At 46.9% G+C, this 17,394-nt stretch carries 23 protein-coding genes; 6 read left to right on the top strand and 17 right to left on the bottom strand.

The genetic code is table 11. The features are described from left to right. Nucleotides 1–405 (top strand): hypothetical protein, encoded by a 405-nt coding sequence (locus ACJTMZ_RS17220; protein ID WP_408626959.1) that lies wholly within the window; start codon nucleotides 1–3, stop codon nucleotides 403–405. Between the two features lie 1,701 nt (nucleotides 406–2,106). Here ACJTMZ_RS17220 and ACJTMZ_RS17215 read toward each other — a convergent pair. The 11 genes from ACJTMZ_RS17215 to ACJTMZ_RS17165 all read right to left on the bottom strand — a co-directional run bounded on the left by ACJTMZ_RS17215 (nucleotide 2,107) and on the right by ACJTMZ_RS17165 (nucleotide 8,258). After that, a complete protein-coding gene (locus ACJTMZ_RS17215; protein WP_032682332.1) occupies nucleotides 2,107–2,382 on the bottom strand; it encodes a hypothetical protein in 276 nt (91 codons plus the stop codon). Between the two features lie 7 nt (nucleotides 2,383–2,389). Continuing rightward, nucleotides 2,390–3,019: a glycoside hydrolase family 19 protein gene (locus ACJTMZ_RS17210; protein WP_166714690.1), complete on the bottom strand. Its 630-nt coding sequence runs from the start codon at nucleotides 3,017–3,019 to the stop codon at nucleotides 2,390–2,392. After that, entirely contained in the window at nucleotides 3,019–3,300 is a 282-nt protein-coding gene (locus tag ACJTMZ_RS17205) for a phage holin family protein (protein WP_199129705.1), read from the bottom strand. The genes ACJTMZ_RS17210 and ACJTMZ_RS17205 overlap by 1 nt, the downstream gene beginning before the upstream one ends. Next, complete coding sequence (locus ACJTMZ_RS17200; RefSeq protein ID WP_015570936.1) at nucleotides 3,287–3,673, bottom strand: phage holin family protein; 387 nt, start codon at nucleotides 3,671–3,673, stop codon at nucleotides 3,287–3,289. Before ACJTMZ_RS17200 ends, ACJTMZ_RS17205 begins: the two co-directional genes overlap by 14 nt. A gap of 787 nt (nucleotides 3,674–4,460) precedes the next feature. Then, nucleotides 4,461–4,652, bottom strand: coding sequence for a hypothetical protein (locus ACJTMZ_RS17195; RefSeq protein WP_408626958.1), 192 nt, complete (start codon nucleotides 4,650–4,652; stop codon nucleotides 4,461–4,463). Nucleotides 4,653–4,843: 191 nt separating this feature from the next. After that, the gene (locus ACJTMZ_RS17190; protein WP_023296484.1) at nucleotides 4,844–5,659 is read right to left on the bottom strand and encodes an antitermination protein; all 816 of its coding nucleotides are present in this window, start codon (nucleotides 5,657–5,659) and stop codon (nucleotides 4,844–4,846) included. Further along, complete coding sequence (rusA, locus tag ACJTMZ_RS17185; protein WP_032628394.1) at nucleotides 5,656–6,018, bottom strand: crossover junction endodeoxyribonuclease RusA; 363 nt, start codon at nucleotides 6,016–6,018, stop codon at nucleotides 5,656–5,658. The genes ACJTMZ_RS17190 and rusA overlap by 4 nt, the downstream gene beginning before the upstream one ends. Nucleotides 6,019–6,020: 2 nt before the next feature. Beyond that, on the bottom strand, nucleotides 6,021–6,227 hold the full coding sequence (locus ACJTMZ_RS17180) for a hypothetical protein (protein ID WP_023296483.1): 207 nt from the start codon (nucleotides 6,225–6,227) through the stop codon (nucleotides 6,021–6,023). Then, nucleotides 6,227–6,829, bottom strand: a complete 603-nt coding sequence (locus ACJTMZ_RS17175; RefSeq protein WP_408626957.1) for a DUF1367 family protein — start codon at nucleotides 6,827–6,829, stop codon at nucleotides 6,227–6,229. The genes ACJTMZ_RS17180 and ACJTMZ_RS17175 overlap by 1 nt, the downstream gene beginning before the upstream one ends. A gap of 389 nt (nucleotides 6,830–7,218) precedes the next feature. Continuing rightward, nucleotides 7,219–7,443 carry a DinI-like family protein gene (locus tag ACJTMZ_RS17170; RefSeq protein WP_408626956.1) on the bottom strand — a complete coding sequence of 75 codons (225 nt, stop codon included), beginning with the start codon at nucleotides 7,441–7,443 and terminating at the stop codon, nucleotides 7,219–7,221. A 365-nt stretch (nucleotides 7,444–7,808) separates the two neighbouring features. Then, on the bottom strand, nucleotides 7,809–8,258 hold the full coding sequence (locus ACJTMZ_RS17165) for a VOC family protein (protein WP_023296480.1): 450 nt from the start codon (nucleotides 8,256–8,258) through the stop codon (nucleotides 7,809–7,811). A 489-nt stretch (nucleotides 8,259–8,747) separates the two neighbouring features. Here ACJTMZ_RS17165 and ACJTMZ_RS17160 point away from each other — a divergent pair, with 489 nt between their 5' ends. Continuing rightward, entirely contained in the window at nucleotides 8,748–9,929 is a 1,182-nt protein-coding gene (locus tag ACJTMZ_RS17160; RefSeq protein WP_153688541.1) for a diguanylate phosphodiesterase, read from the top strand. A gap of 343 nt (nucleotides 9,930–10,272) precedes the next feature. Here the strand turns inward: ACJTMZ_RS17160 and ACJTMZ_RS17155 are convergent, their stop codons facing one another. After that, nucleotides 10,273–10,491, bottom strand: a complete 219-nt coding sequence (locus tag ACJTMZ_RS17155; protein WP_166714696.1) for a hypothetical protein — start codon at nucleotides 10,489–10,491, stop codon at nucleotides 10,273–10,275. 436 nt (nucleotides 10,492–10,927) lie between these two features. Between ACJTMZ_RS17155 and ACJTMZ_RS17150 the strand changes: the two genes are divergently transcribed. Both ACJTMZ_RS17150 and ACJTMZ_RS17145 read left to right on the top strand, forming a co-directional pair. After that, nucleotides 10,928–11,332, top strand: coding sequence for an ASCH domain-containing protein (locus ACJTMZ_RS17150; RefSeq protein WP_348562590.1), 405 nt, complete (start codon nucleotides 10,928–10,930; stop codon nucleotides 11,330–11,332). A 349-nt stretch (nucleotides 11,333–11,681) separates the two neighbouring features. Beyond that, nucleotides 11,682–12,635, top strand: a complete 954-nt coding sequence (locus ACJTMZ_RS17145) for a serine hydrolase domain-containing protein (RefSeq protein ID WP_408626955.1) — start codon at nucleotides 11,682–11,684, stop codon at nucleotides 12,633–12,635. A gap of 118 nt (nucleotides 12,636–12,753) precedes the next feature. Here ACJTMZ_RS17145 and ACJTMZ_RS17140 read toward each other — a convergent pair whose 3' ends face one another. Then, nucleotides 12,754–13,479 (bottom strand): type 1 glutamine amidotransferase, encoded by a 726-nt coding sequence (locus tag ACJTMZ_RS17140; RefSeq protein ID WP_060460312.1) that lies wholly within the window; start codon nucleotides 13,477–13,479, stop codon nucleotides 12,754–12,756. Between the two features lie 118 nt (nucleotides 13,480–13,597). Here ACJTMZ_RS17140 and ACJTMZ_RS17135 point away from each other — a divergent pair, with 118 nt between their 5' ends. After that, nucleotides 13,598–14,371, top strand: a complete 774-nt coding sequence (locus ACJTMZ_RS17135; RefSeq protein WP_408626954.1) for an AraC family transcriptional regulator — start codon at nucleotides 13,598–13,600, stop codon at nucleotides 14,369–14,371. A 47-nt stretch (nucleotides 14,372–14,418) separates the two neighbouring features. Here ACJTMZ_RS17135 and ACJTMZ_RS17130 read toward each other — a convergent pair whose 3' ends face one another. The 4 genes from ACJTMZ_RS17130 to ACJTMZ_RS17115 form a co-directional block, all read right to left on the bottom strand. Further along, nucleotides 14,419–15,105: a replication protein P gene (locus ACJTMZ_RS17130; protein ID WP_408626953.1), complete on the bottom strand. Its 687-nt coding sequence runs from the start codon at nucleotides 15,103–15,105 to the stop codon at nucleotides 14,419–14,421. Further along, a complete protein-coding gene (locus ACJTMZ_RS17125; RefSeq protein WP_408626952.1) occupies nucleotides 15,102–16,019 on the bottom strand; it encodes a replication protein in 918 nt (305 codons plus the stop codon). Before ACJTMZ_RS17125 ends, ACJTMZ_RS17130 begins: the two co-directional genes overlap by 4 nt. An 84-nt stretch (nucleotides 16,020–16,103) precedes the next feature. Beyond that, the gene (locus tag ACJTMZ_RS17120) at nucleotides 16,104–16,655 is read right to left on the bottom strand and encodes a toxin YdaT family protein (protein WP_408626951.1); all 552 of its coding nucleotides are present in this window, start codon (nucleotides 16,653–16,655) and stop codon (nucleotides 16,104–16,106) included. Nucleotides 16,656–16,657: 2 nt separating this feature from the next. Further along, nucleotides 16,658–16,885: a YdaS family helix-turn-helix protein gene (locus ACJTMZ_RS17115; RefSeq protein WP_108453074.1), complete on the bottom strand. Its 228-nt coding sequence runs from the start codon at nucleotides 16,883–16,885 to the stop codon at nucleotides 16,658–16,660. 72 nt (nucleotides 16,886–16,957) lie between these two features. Between ACJTMZ_RS17115 and ACJTMZ_RS17110 the strand changes: the two genes are divergently transcribed. Beyond that, nucleotides 16,958–17,371 carry a helix-turn-helix domain-containing protein gene (locus ACJTMZ_RS17110; protein ID WP_073397240.1) on the top strand — a complete coding sequence of 138 codons (414 nt, stop codon included), beginning with the start codon at nucleotides 16,958–16,960 and terminating at the stop codon, nucleotides 17,369–17,371. Nucleotides 17,372–17,394: the final 23 nt, after the last annotated feature.

Below are 17,394 nucleotides of genomic sequence, written 5' to 3'. Positions count from 1 at the left end.
ATGACATATAAAGATGAAACAAAAACTGAAGTAAAACCAAGCACTAATGCCATTTTTGATGAAAGCTCTAAAAATGAAAAGAACAGCCTCGTTGGCTCCCCTGAAAGTGAATTAATTAGCACTGCGCTGACGTCATCGAACATAGGGGAAAAGAAATTTAGGTGGATATGTTTATTGCTAATAGTCTCAGTTTTAGCAAATATTGGTTTTACACTCTGGGTTTCACAAACCGACCCCTTAAAAGGCATCGCTTTTTATGCTTCAAACTGGGCTGTTACCGGCGCGATTATTGATTTCGCCAATTTGCCTACTGGTAAAGAGAAAAATAGTATCACGGGCATCCTTAAGCTTATCCCTGCGCTGAGCAGTGCTGTTCTCTATTCTGTTTTGCACTATATAGGTTGATAATACTTGACTAAAAATGGAGAGGCGCTTTATCAAATCAAGCCCCCTCCAATTAATTTCAAAAAACCACCATTTAAAATAATCATTGAGAATATTGTGTTGATTGTATATTTTCATTATAAAAAAAGATAATCTTCGGTTGTTTGTCACACCCATTATTATACCGATAAAACCGCCCGTAGGCGGCTTGATAGCCACAATTAGATTCTAACTATCTGAGCCACAACCTGGGCATAAATGATAATTACCCTCATATTCCTCATGCTCATCCAGCCACACTTCGAATGAGCTAACTTCAGGTACCATACAGTCAAGATAATCATCAAATCGATCCATCATTACAACATCGTCATGGCTCTCAGCATCGGCCTCCCATAAAGAGACAACATAGAATTCTTCACCACGGTCACAACATGGGAATGCTTTTGTTCACTCATTTTTATCTCATTAGCTAAAGCCATTAACTTACTTCAGCAAAGGATTTATGCACATTCCAATATCAAGACCACCGGCAGACTAGCGTTGTAATGGCTGCCACCTATCGGAGCATTTCCCCTTATTAACCCTCACCACGGTATGCTACACTTGCTCGCCATTACGCGACTCGGGGCAGCATTATGGCTGCTGCATGGCCACATGGCTGCGGTCAAACCGCTTATTGCTTCAAGATCTTTAGCCCATCCACAAGTGAAAACAACCTGAGGAAATTCTTAATATCCCACGCTTACGCTTGTTGTTATCTGCCTGGCTGCCAGGCTATACATGACTCTGATGCGGAGAATGCCAACTCCGGGGAACATCAATAAAAAGAGCAACGAAACTGAGACTCCTGTAGCCCTCTCTGAGAGGGCTTTTTTTTGCAAAAAAAAGCCAGCTCGGACAGAACTGGCTGGGTCTAGCAGTAAGTAGGTATTACTTCGCACTCATTTCGACGTATACCCTATTCCTTTAGTCAAGCATTCAGATGCCGGGTGCCTCCCGGTGGACTTGCATCACTCTGCAAACCCGCAACGTTACGTCCAGCAGTGACTGGTTGCCCCTCCGCTCAGGGGGATTCATCTGTATGGCAGAGATATCGAATCACTCGTGCCATTAAAATGTAGCTGACAGACAAAATAAAGTTGTGAGCATTGTTAAAATTCTTCGCTAATCATTCATTCCGCATACCCATCAGGCATTAGAAGAAAGTAGATTTTCGTTCCTTTGAGTTATTTATTTAATACACCTTTTTACTTTTGAGAAATGGATTACATTTACATTCTCTTGTAATGATGACCCCTTTGGTCTCCCTTCCGAATTGCAGGATTTCATTTCGGAAGGGACTTTTTTCCTTTCCCGCCTTGATAAATACTCATTGTTTTCTAGACTCTTACATAGACTTTGCTATGTCAGGTGAAGTCGTCGTTCAGGACTACCCGTGTGCTCAAGGATGAGCCACCCTGATTTGTTCAAGCTTTTCCCTGCTAATTAATCATCTGCGCCACAAGAATTGTCCATTTGTATAACAGAATTCTCAATATTTGCTACGGTTAAAGTCCAGAGGAGAGACTGTGTCCGAACCTCAGGGATGAGGCTCAATTTTTCCCGCAATTTGCTTTCCATGCTTTGTTATGCGCCAGGATGTCTTTCTTCGTCTGGCGGTCCAGAACGTCGATGTCTTGATCCGTCAGGAAGATTGGCTTCACCCAATCACAACCGGTATCAACCACCACCGGGACGCTTCCATTCGTTACGCAGCTCGCGATCAACATCGTCGCCAGGCATATGATTAACAGTCTGCTGTACATTGCTGGCCTCTTTCGTTGTTTCTACCCTGCGTTCGGCTGCTGCGACCATTGCCGCTGCGTTATCTTCGGTTCGCTGCTGGTCGGCTTTGGCTTCTGCTTTGCTGGTGCCGCGAAAATGGCCCAGGCCAAAAGCGCCGGCGATAGCGGAAATGACCAGTGCGGCCAGCCCGATTATTGTCTCGATACCCACACTCACCTCATACCAGAACTGATTTCGCCAGGTTAAACAACGCACGGCGTTTTTCCAGCCCGTTGCGGCCGCCATTGATTAATAGTGTCACGCGCTCAACGTCGCCGGAATGAAGAAGGCAACCGCGGGAGGCATAGAACCATGCAGCTGAACGCGCAGCATATTCATCCTGTTCAAGCAGCTCCGGGTGGGCAACAAGGTCTAGTTTCAACGCGTGGCCACAACTGCGATAGTTGCTCAGGCCGGTAACCTGTTTCAGCCCGCGACCGCGATATTTCCAGCCATCACCGGCAACCTGATTGCCAAGGTGTTCTTTTCCCCACTCACCACCGTATACCAGATTGGCGATTGCTTTCTGGTTTGCCGGTTGCGTTGCCGTTCTGCCAAGTGCGGCGGCCTGCTGATGCGTGATGCGGTGGCTACCGAACGTCGGTACCAGGTTTTCAACCGCGTAATTCAGGCTCTCCACCAGCTGGGTAAACCTGGTGCTTTCATGCCCCATCTGGGCAATAAACATGGCCTGGTCAAGCGGTGCGGTGATGCCGTATTCCTTCATAGCGGAGTCGATATGCGGAAACCAGCGCGCAGCTAACCCGGCGCTGATACCAGCCGCCTTCTGAAATTGTGCTTTGTCCATTAGTGCCTCAGATGATCAACCAGACGTGCAACGTTGCCTTTGACGGCCACCAGCACTGAAAGGAATATGATATTGGCCGCAATGGTGGCCCATGATGAATGCGGGTAAATCCCACACAGGTACGCCAGCGGTACAGCGCTGTAAGTGACGGTAATTAGCCAGGCTAAACGCGAAATCCATGGCCGATGCCGCGAATCACCACGGCGGTAAAACATCAGAGTAATTACAACTCCGACGCAGAGCAGCGCGTTGATAGTTGCTGTTGGGTCATTTAGTACCACCCGAACCTCCCCGGCGCGTTATCAGCGCCACCAGCGAGCCGATGTCCTGCTTGTTCAGGAACGTAAGGATTTGAACGGCTAACGCAGAAGCTATTACGGCACCGATAGCATCCAGAGGCTTCTCGGTGTACCCCGTCCAGGATGTGAGTTTTGAACCCAACAGCCCCGAACAAAGAATGCCGACGATATACGACACGAAGAAGTATGCCAGGCGACGTAACACACTCAGGTCAGCCGCTGTCGCTATGTAAAATACGGCGCCCGCAAATGCACCAAAAACAACACCGTAGTCAGTTCCGGTCAATAGACCGTAGACACTGGCACCAGTCAAAGCTAAACCGGCCAGCCCCGTGCCGGAAAATGGATCGGACATCGGCCCCCCTCATATTGCTGTGAATCCTCTCAGTAAATTTGAGGGGAAATAAAAAAGGCCACCCTGAGGCAGCCTGTGTTCTTCGAATTATTTTCATAAAGGTGGGGATATGGGGCCTTCCAGAACGACCGCTTCACCGTTATGGCAAAGATCGTAGCCACGAGTTAGATGCCAGACGCCTCTGATTATTTTTCCTGTAACCATATCTTCAGTTTTACCGTGCGAAAAGTAGGCGATCTGGACACAGTCATTGTGTCTAATCCAATAATATCCCTCTTTCATAATTCACCTCTTAAATTGTTTCATTTAGAAGTGTATATGACGATTCAGAACCTGGTGGTCGACAAAACGTTTTTTTGAGGATGTGGCGCCGGGTGCCTCCCGGTGACTTATCTCTGGTCGTCAAAGTCGCGTGCATACCTGCACATAGCAGTTAACCAGACGCCCCATCGCTTAGATGGGATTCACCACATTCATAACTAAAACAAGAAACATTCATCTGGTCAATGGATGATTAATAAATGAAAAAAAAGCCTGCTCGGAAAAGCAGGCATAAATAGCTAAGTTGGCAATAACTGAGGGAGTGGTGCCGGGTGCCTCCCGGTGGAAATGATCACAGCATTCATTTCCGCGCGCTTGTTGGACACTCTGGAGAAATGTCCTGCTGAATCGCCCCTCCGCTTAGGGGGATCCACCACAAAAATGCTTTCAGAAACATCCATTACTCAGGATGCTTAAAAGCATATGTGCAGTATGAAGAATCTGCCACGTAATCAGATGAATATATTCATTTAAATGGTACAGGCAGAAGGACTTCAATCACCTCTGCCTCTCCGTTATGGCAAATGTCCTCTCTCTGCGTCAGATGCCAGACACCAGTTATCAACTGGCCCGTTTCAAGGTCATCGGTTACACCATCGGTGTAGTAGGTTACCTGAATTTTGCCGTTGTGCTGTAGCCAGTAGCAACCCTCTTCCATTTTCCCACCAGCATGGCTGGGAAATTAGAAGTTACTACGGGGTTGTATGGTTTTAGTAATTCTTAAATTGCTATAAAGCAAAAAGCCCTACGGGGTTAACCGCAGGGCTTTAAACGAAGGCAATAACCCATCGTTAGAGCAAAATTACCACAGATTCGGGAAAAGTAAATAGCTCACGATAAAATAACGCCCTATTTTGTTATCTGCTTCAATTGCGCATCGGCCCATGCTTCTTCGATGTCAAATTTGGTGATTAGCTGATCGTAAAAGGGCTTAACAGACTTCTTCCAGGTATCTAGGCTGATTGTATCCGTTATCTGGCGCACCGCAGCGTAAGCCTCAGTTGAGGGGATACGCTCATATCCACGTCCGCCGCAACGCTTACAGTTTGCAAGAACCGGCACGCCCTGCTTTTCAGTGAGGTCCTGATTCACTGCTTTACCGCGCCCGTGGCAGTCTTTGCAGGCGCAGCTGACAACTTTTTTACCTTTACAGGCCGAACATAGAACCCGCACCACCTCTTTCACCTGGCGTTTAACCTCGAAATCACTCGGAGATTGCTTAAGGTCTTTTGCCCACTGTGGAAGCCTCATGGTGTAGTGCGATTTCATCGTGAAAACATCAGCCTCAATGAATCCCTGCCCCGAGCAGCAATCACACTGTTTCACGCTTGCGGCGCTGCGGGAATAATCCTCAAAAGCGAAGGTGGCCAGCTGCCGCATTACCAGTGGCTTAACGGCATCGTCCAGCTTGCGCAGCGCGGCAACCTTATCGCATTTGGTTAACGCGTACTCAGCCAGCAACTCAATCGCCCTCGCCCGGTCGTTGTAACTGATGCCCATCTTTCCGAGGAAGGCACTGTATCCCATGGCGGCGCGTTCCTGGGTCATGCCCATGGCAGCCATAACATCAGTCCCGGTCAGTGAATCTGAAGCAGTTGCGCGCGGAGAGTCGCTAATAAGCGTCGACTTGGCGAAGTGGTATTTGAGGGTATTTTCAAGATTCATGCGGTCTCCAGCTCAGTAATGGTGAGTTCTAATTTCCCGCCCTTAACAGCAGGCATCTTCACAACTCGATAGTCGACTACCTGGCAGTCATCCAGCCAGAATCCCGCCTTAGTTAAAGCGTCGAATGCAGCTTTTTGCAGGTTATCCAGATCGCGGCGCCGGCGGTCGGGCATGTGACATTCAATTCGGATTTTGAGTGGTGCAGCCGTTCGGATGTTTAGCCTGGCGCTTCGAATGACACTGGCCACGGCATAGCGGTACGCGACGCCATCAGCGCTAATGTGTGTACGCCCGCGGTTGTGCCGGTAATACCGGTTGTTACTCGGTGGCCAGGGCAAAGTGATTTGATATGTTTTCACGTTCACCCCCACATCCGGTTGCGCCAGCGGCTATCCGGGCGCGCTGGTGTATTTGAGGTCGGAAGGAAAGCACTGACAGTCCAGGTCACGTAATCCTTGTTTAGGCTGCGCTCAACTCGCACGCCGCGCGCTTTGTAACGCTTAACCAGTTCGTCGGCCTGTTCGGTGCTGCATTCGGTATGATGGAACCATGAATGTTGCATGCCCATCACCCCGCAAAGCCAAGCAGCTGCGCGGCGACATTTTCGGCCTCATCGCGACTGCGGAATGAACGAGACAGGACCCAGCGCCAAAGAACATCGAGCGCAGCTTTATAAAGTTGCTGGAACTCGAGTTCGTCCATGTTGGCGAATGAGATGCTACGTGGATGCTTTTTGAGTGTGCCGTCAGGTAGCTGAATAGCATCAAAGTGCCCTGCCTCGACGATTACCCATGAGCGGAAAGCATCGAAGGATTTGCACAGGCTAATGCCATTCGTGACCCGGCGGTAGGCGACTTGCTCCAGATACTGCTCAGCAGCATTGATCAGCGCGCTCTCATTCCCGCCATAAGAAGCCAGGAACTTTGCGTAGCCGGTAATTAACTTCCGCTCGTTACTCGAGATAGCCCCGCCGATTGGTTCCCAGTATTCAAAACCGAGATTGAGAAGCGCGAAAAATCGCCGGTGGAATGCCGGATTTCGTAGTCGCCTGAACTCGGCAACAAGAACATCGCCGAGCCGGGTTTTGGATTGCAGGATATCACTGGTCTCGGGTGTGGCCGGGATCAGTATTCCTGAATGGTGTTTGATAAGTTGTAATTCCAGCGCCATGGTTCTCTCCGTGGCGCATCAGGTATAGGGTGTTCAGGCCTATGAAAGAATGATATCAGACGGTGGTGTAATTCGGTACCCAAGCCGTTTTGCAAATTGCATAAACCCGTTAAGAGTGAAGATTTCTTCCTCTTCGAGTAAGGGTCGTAATGAAACTATTCCATTTACTCGATAAACCAGATATCTCCCTTCCGCCGGGAAGCTATAGATAACTGCATTATCGGCCCTTCTGACCACGTCGTACCATTGATCATCTGCATTAAAGGCATCTGCACTACACACTATTTCCCCCCAGAGCGACTTATTGACGCGGCAAACAGTAATCGGGAACAGCCAGGGGAACGCAAACAGCGATACTCTTTGAAACTGCTCCAGTCAAATTCACGCGATTAATAAAACCACTCGTCCGCGCTTTCCCAAGTCTCCTGCACGATATGTTCGACCTCTTTCATGTCGCCCCCGAAAACAGTCAAACCATCATTACTGGCACGCTTAATCGTAATCTGGCAACCATCAAACTGCTTGCTAAGTCTTTTGAGCAGTTCTGACTCGAGCGCAGGTATAGCTACAACAGGAAGTTTCTTCATGCGATCAATGGTTAACTCGATTTTCATTTTTCCCTCCGCAATGAACAACTGTATGCATATACAGTATATTTATAAACGTATCTCACGGATTTTGCAACGATTAAAGAGTGTTCGCACTATGGAGCGCTTTCAGGCTTACAGGTATATGTTTTAAGTACGATATGGGGCAGATCTCAGATTTGGAGGTCTACACAATAGTTATGTTGAATAGATTTCAGCGGAGTTTGGTGCAGTTTCGCTACTAAATTGTGGCTTAGAAATGAGATTAATAAAATGAAAATCTGTAAAGGCTAATATGGAGCTTGCTGTTACTAGCAACAAATTAGTCAGCAAGCTCTAAAACGATATGAAACATTACCAGAGCGTAATGTAATCCAACCGGTTATCGAAATTTACTGAGATGCAGGCACTCTATCATCCTGACGTAAAGCCTCGATCCCGACTTTCTGACCATAAGAAAGTTCAAGTGTATTGCCATCAGGATCAGCGAAGAAGACATAATAACCTACCGGTTCGCCTGCCTGAGCCGGTTCTTTTCGCAAGATGCCTTCCATTCTAGCCATCGCTACCTTATTGTCGATTTCTTCAATGCTTGAACAAGCTACTCCCAAGTGACCAAAATTACCTAAAGGGGTGTCAGTCACAGCATCAACCTGGACAAGGACAAGCGCAAAAGGGCGAGTTAGGTCACTTAACCACGCGACTTTACGTGCCTCCGGAAGATCAGGCTCTCGCCTATGTACGACTTCCATACCAGCATAACGGCTGTAGAAATCAATACTTTTTTCCAAATCTCTAACAACAAACGCAACGTGCGTAAAACCGACATCAATCTCTTTCATTAGGCTAACCCTTGGACTATATCGAAAATCGCCATCTTAAAAGCTCAAGCTAACTTGAGGTCAAGGGCCTTTTCAATCAATGCTATTGCTGGATTTCTTGCACGTATCGTTCAATGTCGTTCAGGGTTGCAGCCTATGCTAACTAACTCCAGCAAAATGAAGATAAGGCCCGCTACGCAAAGAAGAAGAGATAAAGTTAAAGCCACAATGAAAACCATTAGAACCTCCATGTGATAATTTTTACTACCACAATCTTAGAATCAATTTTTACTTTGTCACGTGTGCATACCAAGCGAATTTACGTTGTAGAATCGTGCATTTCTCGTAGGATTAAACCACGTTAATTTAGTGGTTTTTTTTGTGAAGCATTTTACTCTTCATGGACAATTTTAACGTTACCGTACTCGTTTTTGTAAATTTTTCAGTTAACTAGCCCTAACTGACCTTTCGTATGCTACTTTAGAAGGAAATCCTTTAAAGTGTGCAACTATGCTTACCACTCTCATCTACCGAAGCCACCTGCGAGCTGATACACCAATTCAATCCATTATTGACATGGTCAGTGAAGCAAATTCCCGAAATGAATGTGCGGGGGTAACTGGTGTTTTACTTTTCAATGGGATTCATTTCCTACAGCTTCTGGAAGGTGATGAAGCAGCTGTAATGCAAATCTATGAAAAGATTTGCCTAGATACACTTCACTTTAACATTGTAGAACTCTTATCCGATTATGCCCCCTATCGACGATTTGGCCGCTCAGGCATGGAATTGATTGATATAAGACTATTCAGTAAAGAAGAGTGTCTGGACAGGGTTCTTCAACGTGGAACAACCCAACATAAAATGCTTTACAACGACAGAGCTTTAAGGTTTTTCCGTACATTTATAGATTCTGCTGAGACAGATAGCTATTATGAACTTCCTGATAGGTTCAGTTGGTTTTTTTCATCCGATCAAATAGATGTATCATCGGTTGATCCCGCTATTATCGAAGACATGTATGCAGTTATAGACCCTCTCGCTGCCCAGATTCATTCTTTTGTCTTGAATGCTAAATCAGATAAAGACGTTATAAAAGCCAATAATTTATTTTTTGATTTGGAATCGAAGAAAGATTTGTTAAAAATTGCAGGGAGTTTCATTACCTCTTCACAACGAGTATCAATAACACTCCTGCCTTTAACCTTACTTAGGGTGCCGAATGCGATTGAGATTTTGCTCAATTACATCAGAGAAAGTAACTTACACCCAGAACAAGTTATAGTTGAGTTTTCTGAGAGCGAAATAATCCCTGAAATTGATGAGTTCGCGCATTCCGTGCAGATTCTCAAAAGCTGCGGTTTAAGCGTTGCTATTAATGACTTTGGTGTGGGAAATGCAGGTTTATTGTTTCTTTCGAAATTTCAGCCTGAGAAGCTCAAAATACACCCTCAACTAATCCATAATATACATAAGGACGGTTCTAAGCAGGCGATACTGCAAAGTTTAATACGTTGCGGCGAACTTTTAGAGATAAGGATTTGTGCTACAGGTGTCGAACAACCAGAAGAATGGATGTGGCTTGAATCCGCTGGGATATTTTGCTTCCAGGGCAATCTTTTTTCAAAATATGATAAAAATGGATATTTGAAGATCTTCTGGCCAGAATCTAATGAATTCATAGAATGTTAAAAAGAACTTGTAGACTTATTACTTTTTCATAGGCTTAACGCAGTCATAATCGATAGGTGTCAAGCTGGAAGCGGATAAACTAATATATAGTGAAAAGTCAGCGGGCCCGGCGGGTGCAAAGGCAATGCTTCAGTACTCAGCTAAAATGCGGTAAACCGAGCAGGCTTAGATATTAGGCCTCAATTTCGCTTACGAAGAACCAGTTCATCCCTAACCCTCCAACCAGCTTTCATCCAGTCATATTTGGCTTTTAAAGCTCAGCTGGTATCGACCGGTAAGCGATACTTGGACAGCAAACGCTGCCGCGCCTATACAGTATTGGCTTACCTTTCATCAAAAGTGCTCATGCCTTCATCCCCTTTCCCCTTGCTAGGTTGATTCTGTCAACGCATTCCCTTAATGCTTTAACTTGCTCCGGAGTGAGTTCAGATTCATCAATTGTGGCCAGAAGCGCGTTGAGGGAGCGCTCAATATCGTTTTTAGTCAACCGTAAACAGATAACCTTAACCCAACGTGGCGAGAACTTGCTGAGGCCGATTGCTCTTGTGATGCGTAATTTCATGCGATGCCTCTTAACCGCCAGTGGTGGCGATTTGAAACTCGGTTATAGCACACGTAGAGGAGAATTATGTGATTATTACACCTTAGAAGGTTCTAAGAGTCGTTTCGCCTGAGGGCAATCAGGCTTTCAGAAAACATCGAAATTGGTTTACCAACATGACACACAAGCGCTACGTTATAACCCGAGAGCGGCTCAATCACTTGAAGGTAGCTTTTACGTTCATACATAGGCTGAGACGTCAGCTTTGCGCCAGAAGCGGATGTTTCTAACATTTACATTCACTAATCCATCTAGAACTACATTCGCAGCATAGTTATGCAAACAAGCCGGGATAATCAGGCGCGTTTCGATATACAGACAGGAAAAGATACTGTAAACAGGCTTGAGGCCGCGAAACGAGATGAGGTCCTATCAAGTGGTGCAGGAAAGCATTGTTATGTTAAAAATGGGATGCGTGGTAGCCGCAGGATATTTCGTCATCACTCACCCGCCCCCGGGAGGAGCCTTTTCACGGGAGATAATGTCATTGCAGAAACTTAAGATCGTGCCTCGCCTGCTGCCGGACGTCCGCGCAGGCAGGAAGCTTCATACCATCCGCTGGCGGGAACGGGAAATTGTGCCGGGCCCTATGCTTTACGAAAATGCTCAGGATGCCTCTGACACGGTCATGGTATGTGTCACGCACGTTGAAAAAATGCCACTTTCTGTCGTTGCGGCCAGGCTTAATAAAAGTGCGGAATGGCCGGATGCCGAAATGCTGGAAGGGATGCGTGAGCACTATCCGTCCATAAAGATGGATTCCGAGGTTGTAGTCATCCACCATTTACCGCCTGATGCGTGAGTTCGTGGCCGGGTTGTTATGTCTAATGTAGAATAACATCACTATCGCCATGATTTTGACATCTGCTTTTCGCTCGTAGCAGACAAGATGGTCACGCATCTTGTCCTCTGCGTGCCAGAAGCGGACGTTTAGGAAGCAATTTATGCGTAATAATAAAGTGAGGATAAACGTGGCCGGAAAAAATGGATATCATTGAAAAATGATCCCAATGGTTTGAGAAGTAATTAACCATTCCGGTTACATGTACTATCTGTTAGAATTATCTAAATACATTTATCACTAATAAACTGACTATAATTTTTACTATATGACAAGAATAATGATTAACAGACCCGGGGCCATTGCCCTTATGCAATACGATGATGGAAGATCTTTTCAGTTCAGCGAGGGTGTTGAAGATATAGTGACTAACTCTCCAATTGGCCGAAATAGTATATTTGATATTGCATCTCTATCAAAACAATTCACAGCATTTAGCATTCTTTTGCTTGAGCAAAGGGGCAAGCTGAAATTAAACGATCTGCTTTCTCAATACATTCCTGAAGCTGCTGTGTTTGAGAGTGAAATAACCATTGAGAATCTCATTTATCACACATCCGGGCTTCCATGCCTGTTTGATATAGCAGAAAAAAAAGAAATTGGTTATTTTTCAAAATTTAATACAGCACAAATCATTACTGGAGTTTTCGAAGAGAGGATCCTTCATTTCACTCCAGGCACCAAGCATGAGTATAGTAACACTGGATATATACTTCTGGCTCAGGTGGTTGAACATGTTTCAGGAACAAGATTTGCTGATTTTGTAAAAAAGGAAATATTTAATCCTTTAGGCATGAGTAAATCCTTTGTTTCTGATGGATTAGCCAAGGAGAAAGTGGTGGTAAGTGGTTATCATAAAAATGAAGATAACACATTTTCTCCTGTATTCAGCCCATGGGGAGTGACCGGGGCAGGTCTTGTGCACTCATCTGCTAATGACTTAATGAAATGGGGACTAAACTTCTGTACTGGTTTAGTAGGAGGTGATGAATTAATAAGAAAATTCCTCACTCCACTTCCCAAGTTTACTGATACAGGCATTATGATTGAAGAACATAGCTCTTACTGCTTTGGCATTGAAATTGATGAAGATGCTTCAGGTGAAATTTATTGCCATCTTGGTTCTACTTTTGGCAGTCAGAGTTATTTTATACGTTCGCAGCATAAAAGTTTTACTCTTGCAGTATTATCTAATATCGAAAGTTACGATGTATCAGCGACTGCTCTTAAGTTATTTAAAGGTATGATGGCAATGGATGACTAAAGCAAACAACTCATTTTCTGATGGTCCACATCAACCTTACACCAAGACTTAACGTCCGCTTTGTGACAAAAGCGGACGTTAAACCAATACCCGGTAGTGAGCATCACCGGGCATGAAGTTATTCTTGAGTTGCTTTGTAACGAGCTTCCAGCTTATCCAGGAAGCCAAACAACACCTGATTCATTTCGCTGTAATCGTGCGCCCGGAGTGCTTCAGGTGTGTTAACGAAACGGTATTCTGCGGCGCGGCTCAGGTCTTTTTCAGAATGCGCAATCAGCAGTTCAACTACTTCCAGCGTCAGTTCCATATGGCACTGGAAACCAAATACACGATCTGAATACGCAACGATCTGTCGTGGACAACCTTCGCTGTAAGCAATAATTTTTGCTTCTGGTGTCAGGCCCGGCATGTCGTTATGCCAGTGTCCGACTTCCAGCGTACAGCCAAAGTGAGAGAACATCTCATCTTTGCTGCCAACTTCCGTCAGTGTGATCGGAAATTTACCTATCTCTTTTTCTGGGCTGTGCGCGAATGGCGCGCCCAGCGCTTCACCGATTAGCTGTGAGCCAAGGCAGATACCGATCACGGCTTTATCAGCCTGAATAGCAGAAGCAATCAACGCCTGTTCACCTTTGGAATCAAAGTGCGGGCATTCTTCCAGAGTAGTGACTGGATCTTGCGGACCGCCCATAACGATCAGGAAATCGATGCCTTCCGCGTCTGCTGGCAGCACGTCACCTGCGTACACACGTGAATACGTCAGATCATGACCTCGGTTTCTTGCCCATGTTTCATAAGCCCCCGGGGCTTCAAAACTTTCATGTACGATAAAGTGGACTCGCATGGGGTATGCTCCTGTAATATCAATGATAATTTGAATATTGAATCACTCACCCATCCATTAAGGCTATACTGCGGGTGACTCTAACGTCGATATCATAATTGCAGGGGCTAAATCTGAAATGCCAGGTAGTATAGATAAAGCGCCAAGACATGATGAAGCAACAGGCTGGTCAGGCACAGCGATAAGCTATCAACGTGGAGAGGCGGACCCTCCCCATCATCATGTTGAGGGGCAGTTATTGTTTGCCACCAGAGGCGTAATGCTGGTTGAAACAGAGAGTGAGCGCTGGGTAATCCCCCCTCAGCGGGCATTATGGATACCGCCTCTTCAGATCCATAGTTACAACCTGCTTTCACAAACAGACCTGCGTGCTGTTTATTTCAGCAGCAGCCTTATCGCTGAATGCACGAATTTTACAAAGAGTCATCAGGTGCATGTGATTACAGCTACGGCACTGGTGAAAGAGCTGATAGCCGGGCTATTCAGTGAGGATTACCAGAGGCCGAGTCAACGGAAAATGGCCCTGTTGCTTCTGGAAATTCTAAGCGAGACTTCTCCCTTAACTACGGAGCTTCCAATGCCGCATGATGAGAGATTATTCCGTGCGGCCAGAGAACTGTTGGTTAATCAGCGCTGGGAAGCATCGCTGAGCGAACTGGCTTTTATCGCAACCATGTCTGAACGTACATTTTCGCGATTGTTTATTAAGGATACTGGCTTCAGTTATAGAACATGGAAGCAGAGAGCCAGAATTTGTGCTTCGTTAGATCTTCTCGCGAATGGCATCCCAATCAAACAGGTTGCTTACATGCTAGGTTTCTCATGCCCGGCATCATTTACAGCCGCTTTTCGGTTCATTCTGGGCTCTACGCCGCGCGATTTTTTGCCTTAATCTTTTTATCAATGTCCGCTCATCGCTCATAGCGGACCATTTCTTTCCTATGCCCTTCCGTCAGCCTTCATCCGCTGATATTTAGCTTTCAAAAGCTCAGCAGGTGTTGGTCCATTTGGAGCCACTGGAGCTGCCAACGCACGACGAACCGGCGGAATCGGCTTCCCGGCCAGCACCCGCTTTTCCCACATATCCAGAATATCGCTGGCTTCACGCTCGAGATCTTTCTGGCTCAGCTGGCCATCAGTTCCGCGGCGCCGCAGCTCTAGACAGATGTGATAATAAACCGGCTTCGGCCATGGGTATTGCTCGCTGCTAGGATATCGGAAGACCAGCTTGCGCCATTTCCAGTATTCAGCCATCACATCAGCGGTGGTGATCCCCAGCACGCATCGCCCTTCCCTGCACCACTTGATGAACTGGCCAGGCGAAGGCAGGAATGGACGCTCTTGGCGCCGTACCATGCGCATACCGGCTTCAACCTGCTCCAATGTGGTAATCCCGTTTTCTTTGAAGGCCAGCACCCACTGTCGGCGGATCTCGTTCATGTCCTCCTGACTACGATTGACCAGGCTTGCCGGGAACGCGGCGGCCAGCTGTACGAAAAGCCCGTTGATAATTTGCGCCACCTGCTGCGTTTGTTCGCGCTCGGTGTACTGCTCAGGCAGGTTGTGCGCTACGCGGCGAGCCTGTTCCCGGTCAAAATTGCGAATACTCTCGGCAAGATTTTTCATTCCATCACCCCGTCAATCCAGTCGGTGTTATGCAGGTCGATGCCGCTCCGGGATGGCTTTGCCGTTCCGGTAGCGCGTAGCCGTTTTGTAGTGAGCTGATCCCACTGCTTTCGCAGACTTGAAGGGCTCAGGATGTTGTCTTTCCAGAACTCGTCCCGGTTGGCCCACTGGAACAGGTCACATATTTCGTAGTGAGTACGCTTATCCTGGACGCGCATCAGCCTGATGGTGTTTGCCCATTCAGCCCAGTTTGGTTCAGATAGCGATGCGTTGACGGTAAGAAGCCTGTCGTAAATCCAGCGTGCGGCCTTGAGGTCGTCAGCGGATCCCCATGATTTACCTGCCGGGGTGTATATGCCGGCGGCAGCTTCTGGATGGCGTGAGAGAAACTTTTGAGTTTTCTGGTTTCGGGATTCGTCAGAATTCCGAGACGAGGATATTTTATTATTGTTCTTGTTATAGTCTTGGGTGTCTACCGTTTCCGGGAAGGTTTTTCCCGTTTTCGGTAACACTTTTCCCGATTTCGGGAAGACTTTTCCCGTTTTCGGTTTGTCTAAAATCCAAGCAGAAAGGTCAGTATTTATACCGACCGTTTTCATCACGCCCTGCTTCTGACTAAAGATAATTTTGCGTTCAGCGAGCGATTTGAGCGCATCAGAAACATGCGAATCACTCAGCCCTGTAAGCTCAGCGATAACCGTGTTTGTAACGCGGTCCTGTTTCTTGTTCCAGCCGTAGGTAAGCCAGATCACCGCTTCAAAACACTGCCACTCCCGGCCTGACATTCTCAGACGAGGTTTTAGCTGTTGGATCTCGTTAGCGACCTTGGTATACCCATTCGACAGGTCGGCCATACGACCTCCCGGTTGTTCGGTTCTGTGGGGGAAATTGATAATTTCAGCTGTGTTTGACATACTTAGCTCCGCAATTACACTCCGTTTTTGCACCTGAAAGTCGGTTCTGTTAGCGCAGACCGGCTTTCGCCTTTTCTAGAATATTCACATTGCCCCCAGCATGGTTGTCACCATCGCCAGCAGCGGCGCAGTAAGGTCCGGATCGACACGGAACATTTCGAAAATCCCCTCTCCTAACTCCTTCAGCTTTTCCTTCTTCGGTGCATCGAGCATCAGAGCTTGCTTCGCCTCACTCACCTCTTTTTCCAACCTGGCCATGCGGTAAGCAAACGAGTCGTTCTTTACGACCCGGTCGCGGTATCGAAGCGGTAATACAGTCATGATCGCGGGCACCAGCTGTTCGACGTTCTTTCGGTAAGATGCGGAGTCTTCTTTGTTGTCCAGCCATCGGAACAGCTTCACGTTCCAGACATCGGCTTGGCCTGAATAATCCACGCCGTCAAGTTGGATTTCTTCCGCCGCCTCCTGGATTTGAAGCGCTACAGCTACGCGCCCTTCTGCCGCCGCCCAAGCTCGTACCGCTGAGCAGATATCGCGATGATCAACATCCTGCGCTTCCGATTCGCTTTGATGACACGGGAATATCATTGGATTAGAGGAAGCTCTGCTACTCTGTTGAAATGAAACAGTTTGCATTGTTAAGGCTCCTGTTTAGGTAAACCATCAGTTGGGTTTGGATAGAGGTCGGGGCGCAGCTCGTGGGGAGTTACGCCTGTCATTTTGAAAATTGGGAAGATATAGCTTGGCGGGACGATCCCTTGGTCACGATTCTTCCAATGACTTATAGACATACTCGTCACACCAAGCGCGCTGCTGAGCTTTCTGGCTGAGCCAGCGGCTTTAATTGCTTTATCGAGTGCGGACATGTGCTTCTCCTGCTTATTGATAGCAGAAGTAAACCACAGATTTACACACCATGCAAACCATGGATTTATTGTGTGTATAAACCAAATATTTACAATGAACCTATGAGAAAAGAAGAACCCAACCTCGTTCTGGTTGAACGCCTTACTGAGATCACTGATCGCGGCGTTACAAAAGCAGACATGGCACGAATAGCTGGAGTCACCCCTCAGGCCGTAAACGGCTGGTTCAAAAAAGGTGTGATTAGTAAGAAATCGGCACTGGCCATAGCCGACGCTGTAGGCATTTCTGTCGCATGGCTACTTGGTGAGGACGTTGGAGAAAAAGACGGACTTAAGCCGGACGAACAGCGCTTGCTGGAGCTCTACCGCCAGTTACCGGAAGAAGAGCAGCAGAACATGCTCCGCATATTCGCGATTCGCCTGAAAGAACTGGATGACCTGTATGAGAAGTACATGAAGGGGCGGATCCGGTCGCAGGAGGATTGATAACCGGCGAACGTACAATTGAC

The sequence above is a fragment of the Enterobacter sp. DN genome, assembly GCF_046054285.1.
GTDB lineage: Bacteria > Pseudomonadota > Gammaproteobacteria > Enterobacterales > Enterobacteriaceae > Enterobacter > Enterobacter hormaechei_C.
Note: the sequence above shows the minus strand (reverse complement) of the source record. Positions and strands in the feature narration are given on the sequence as shown.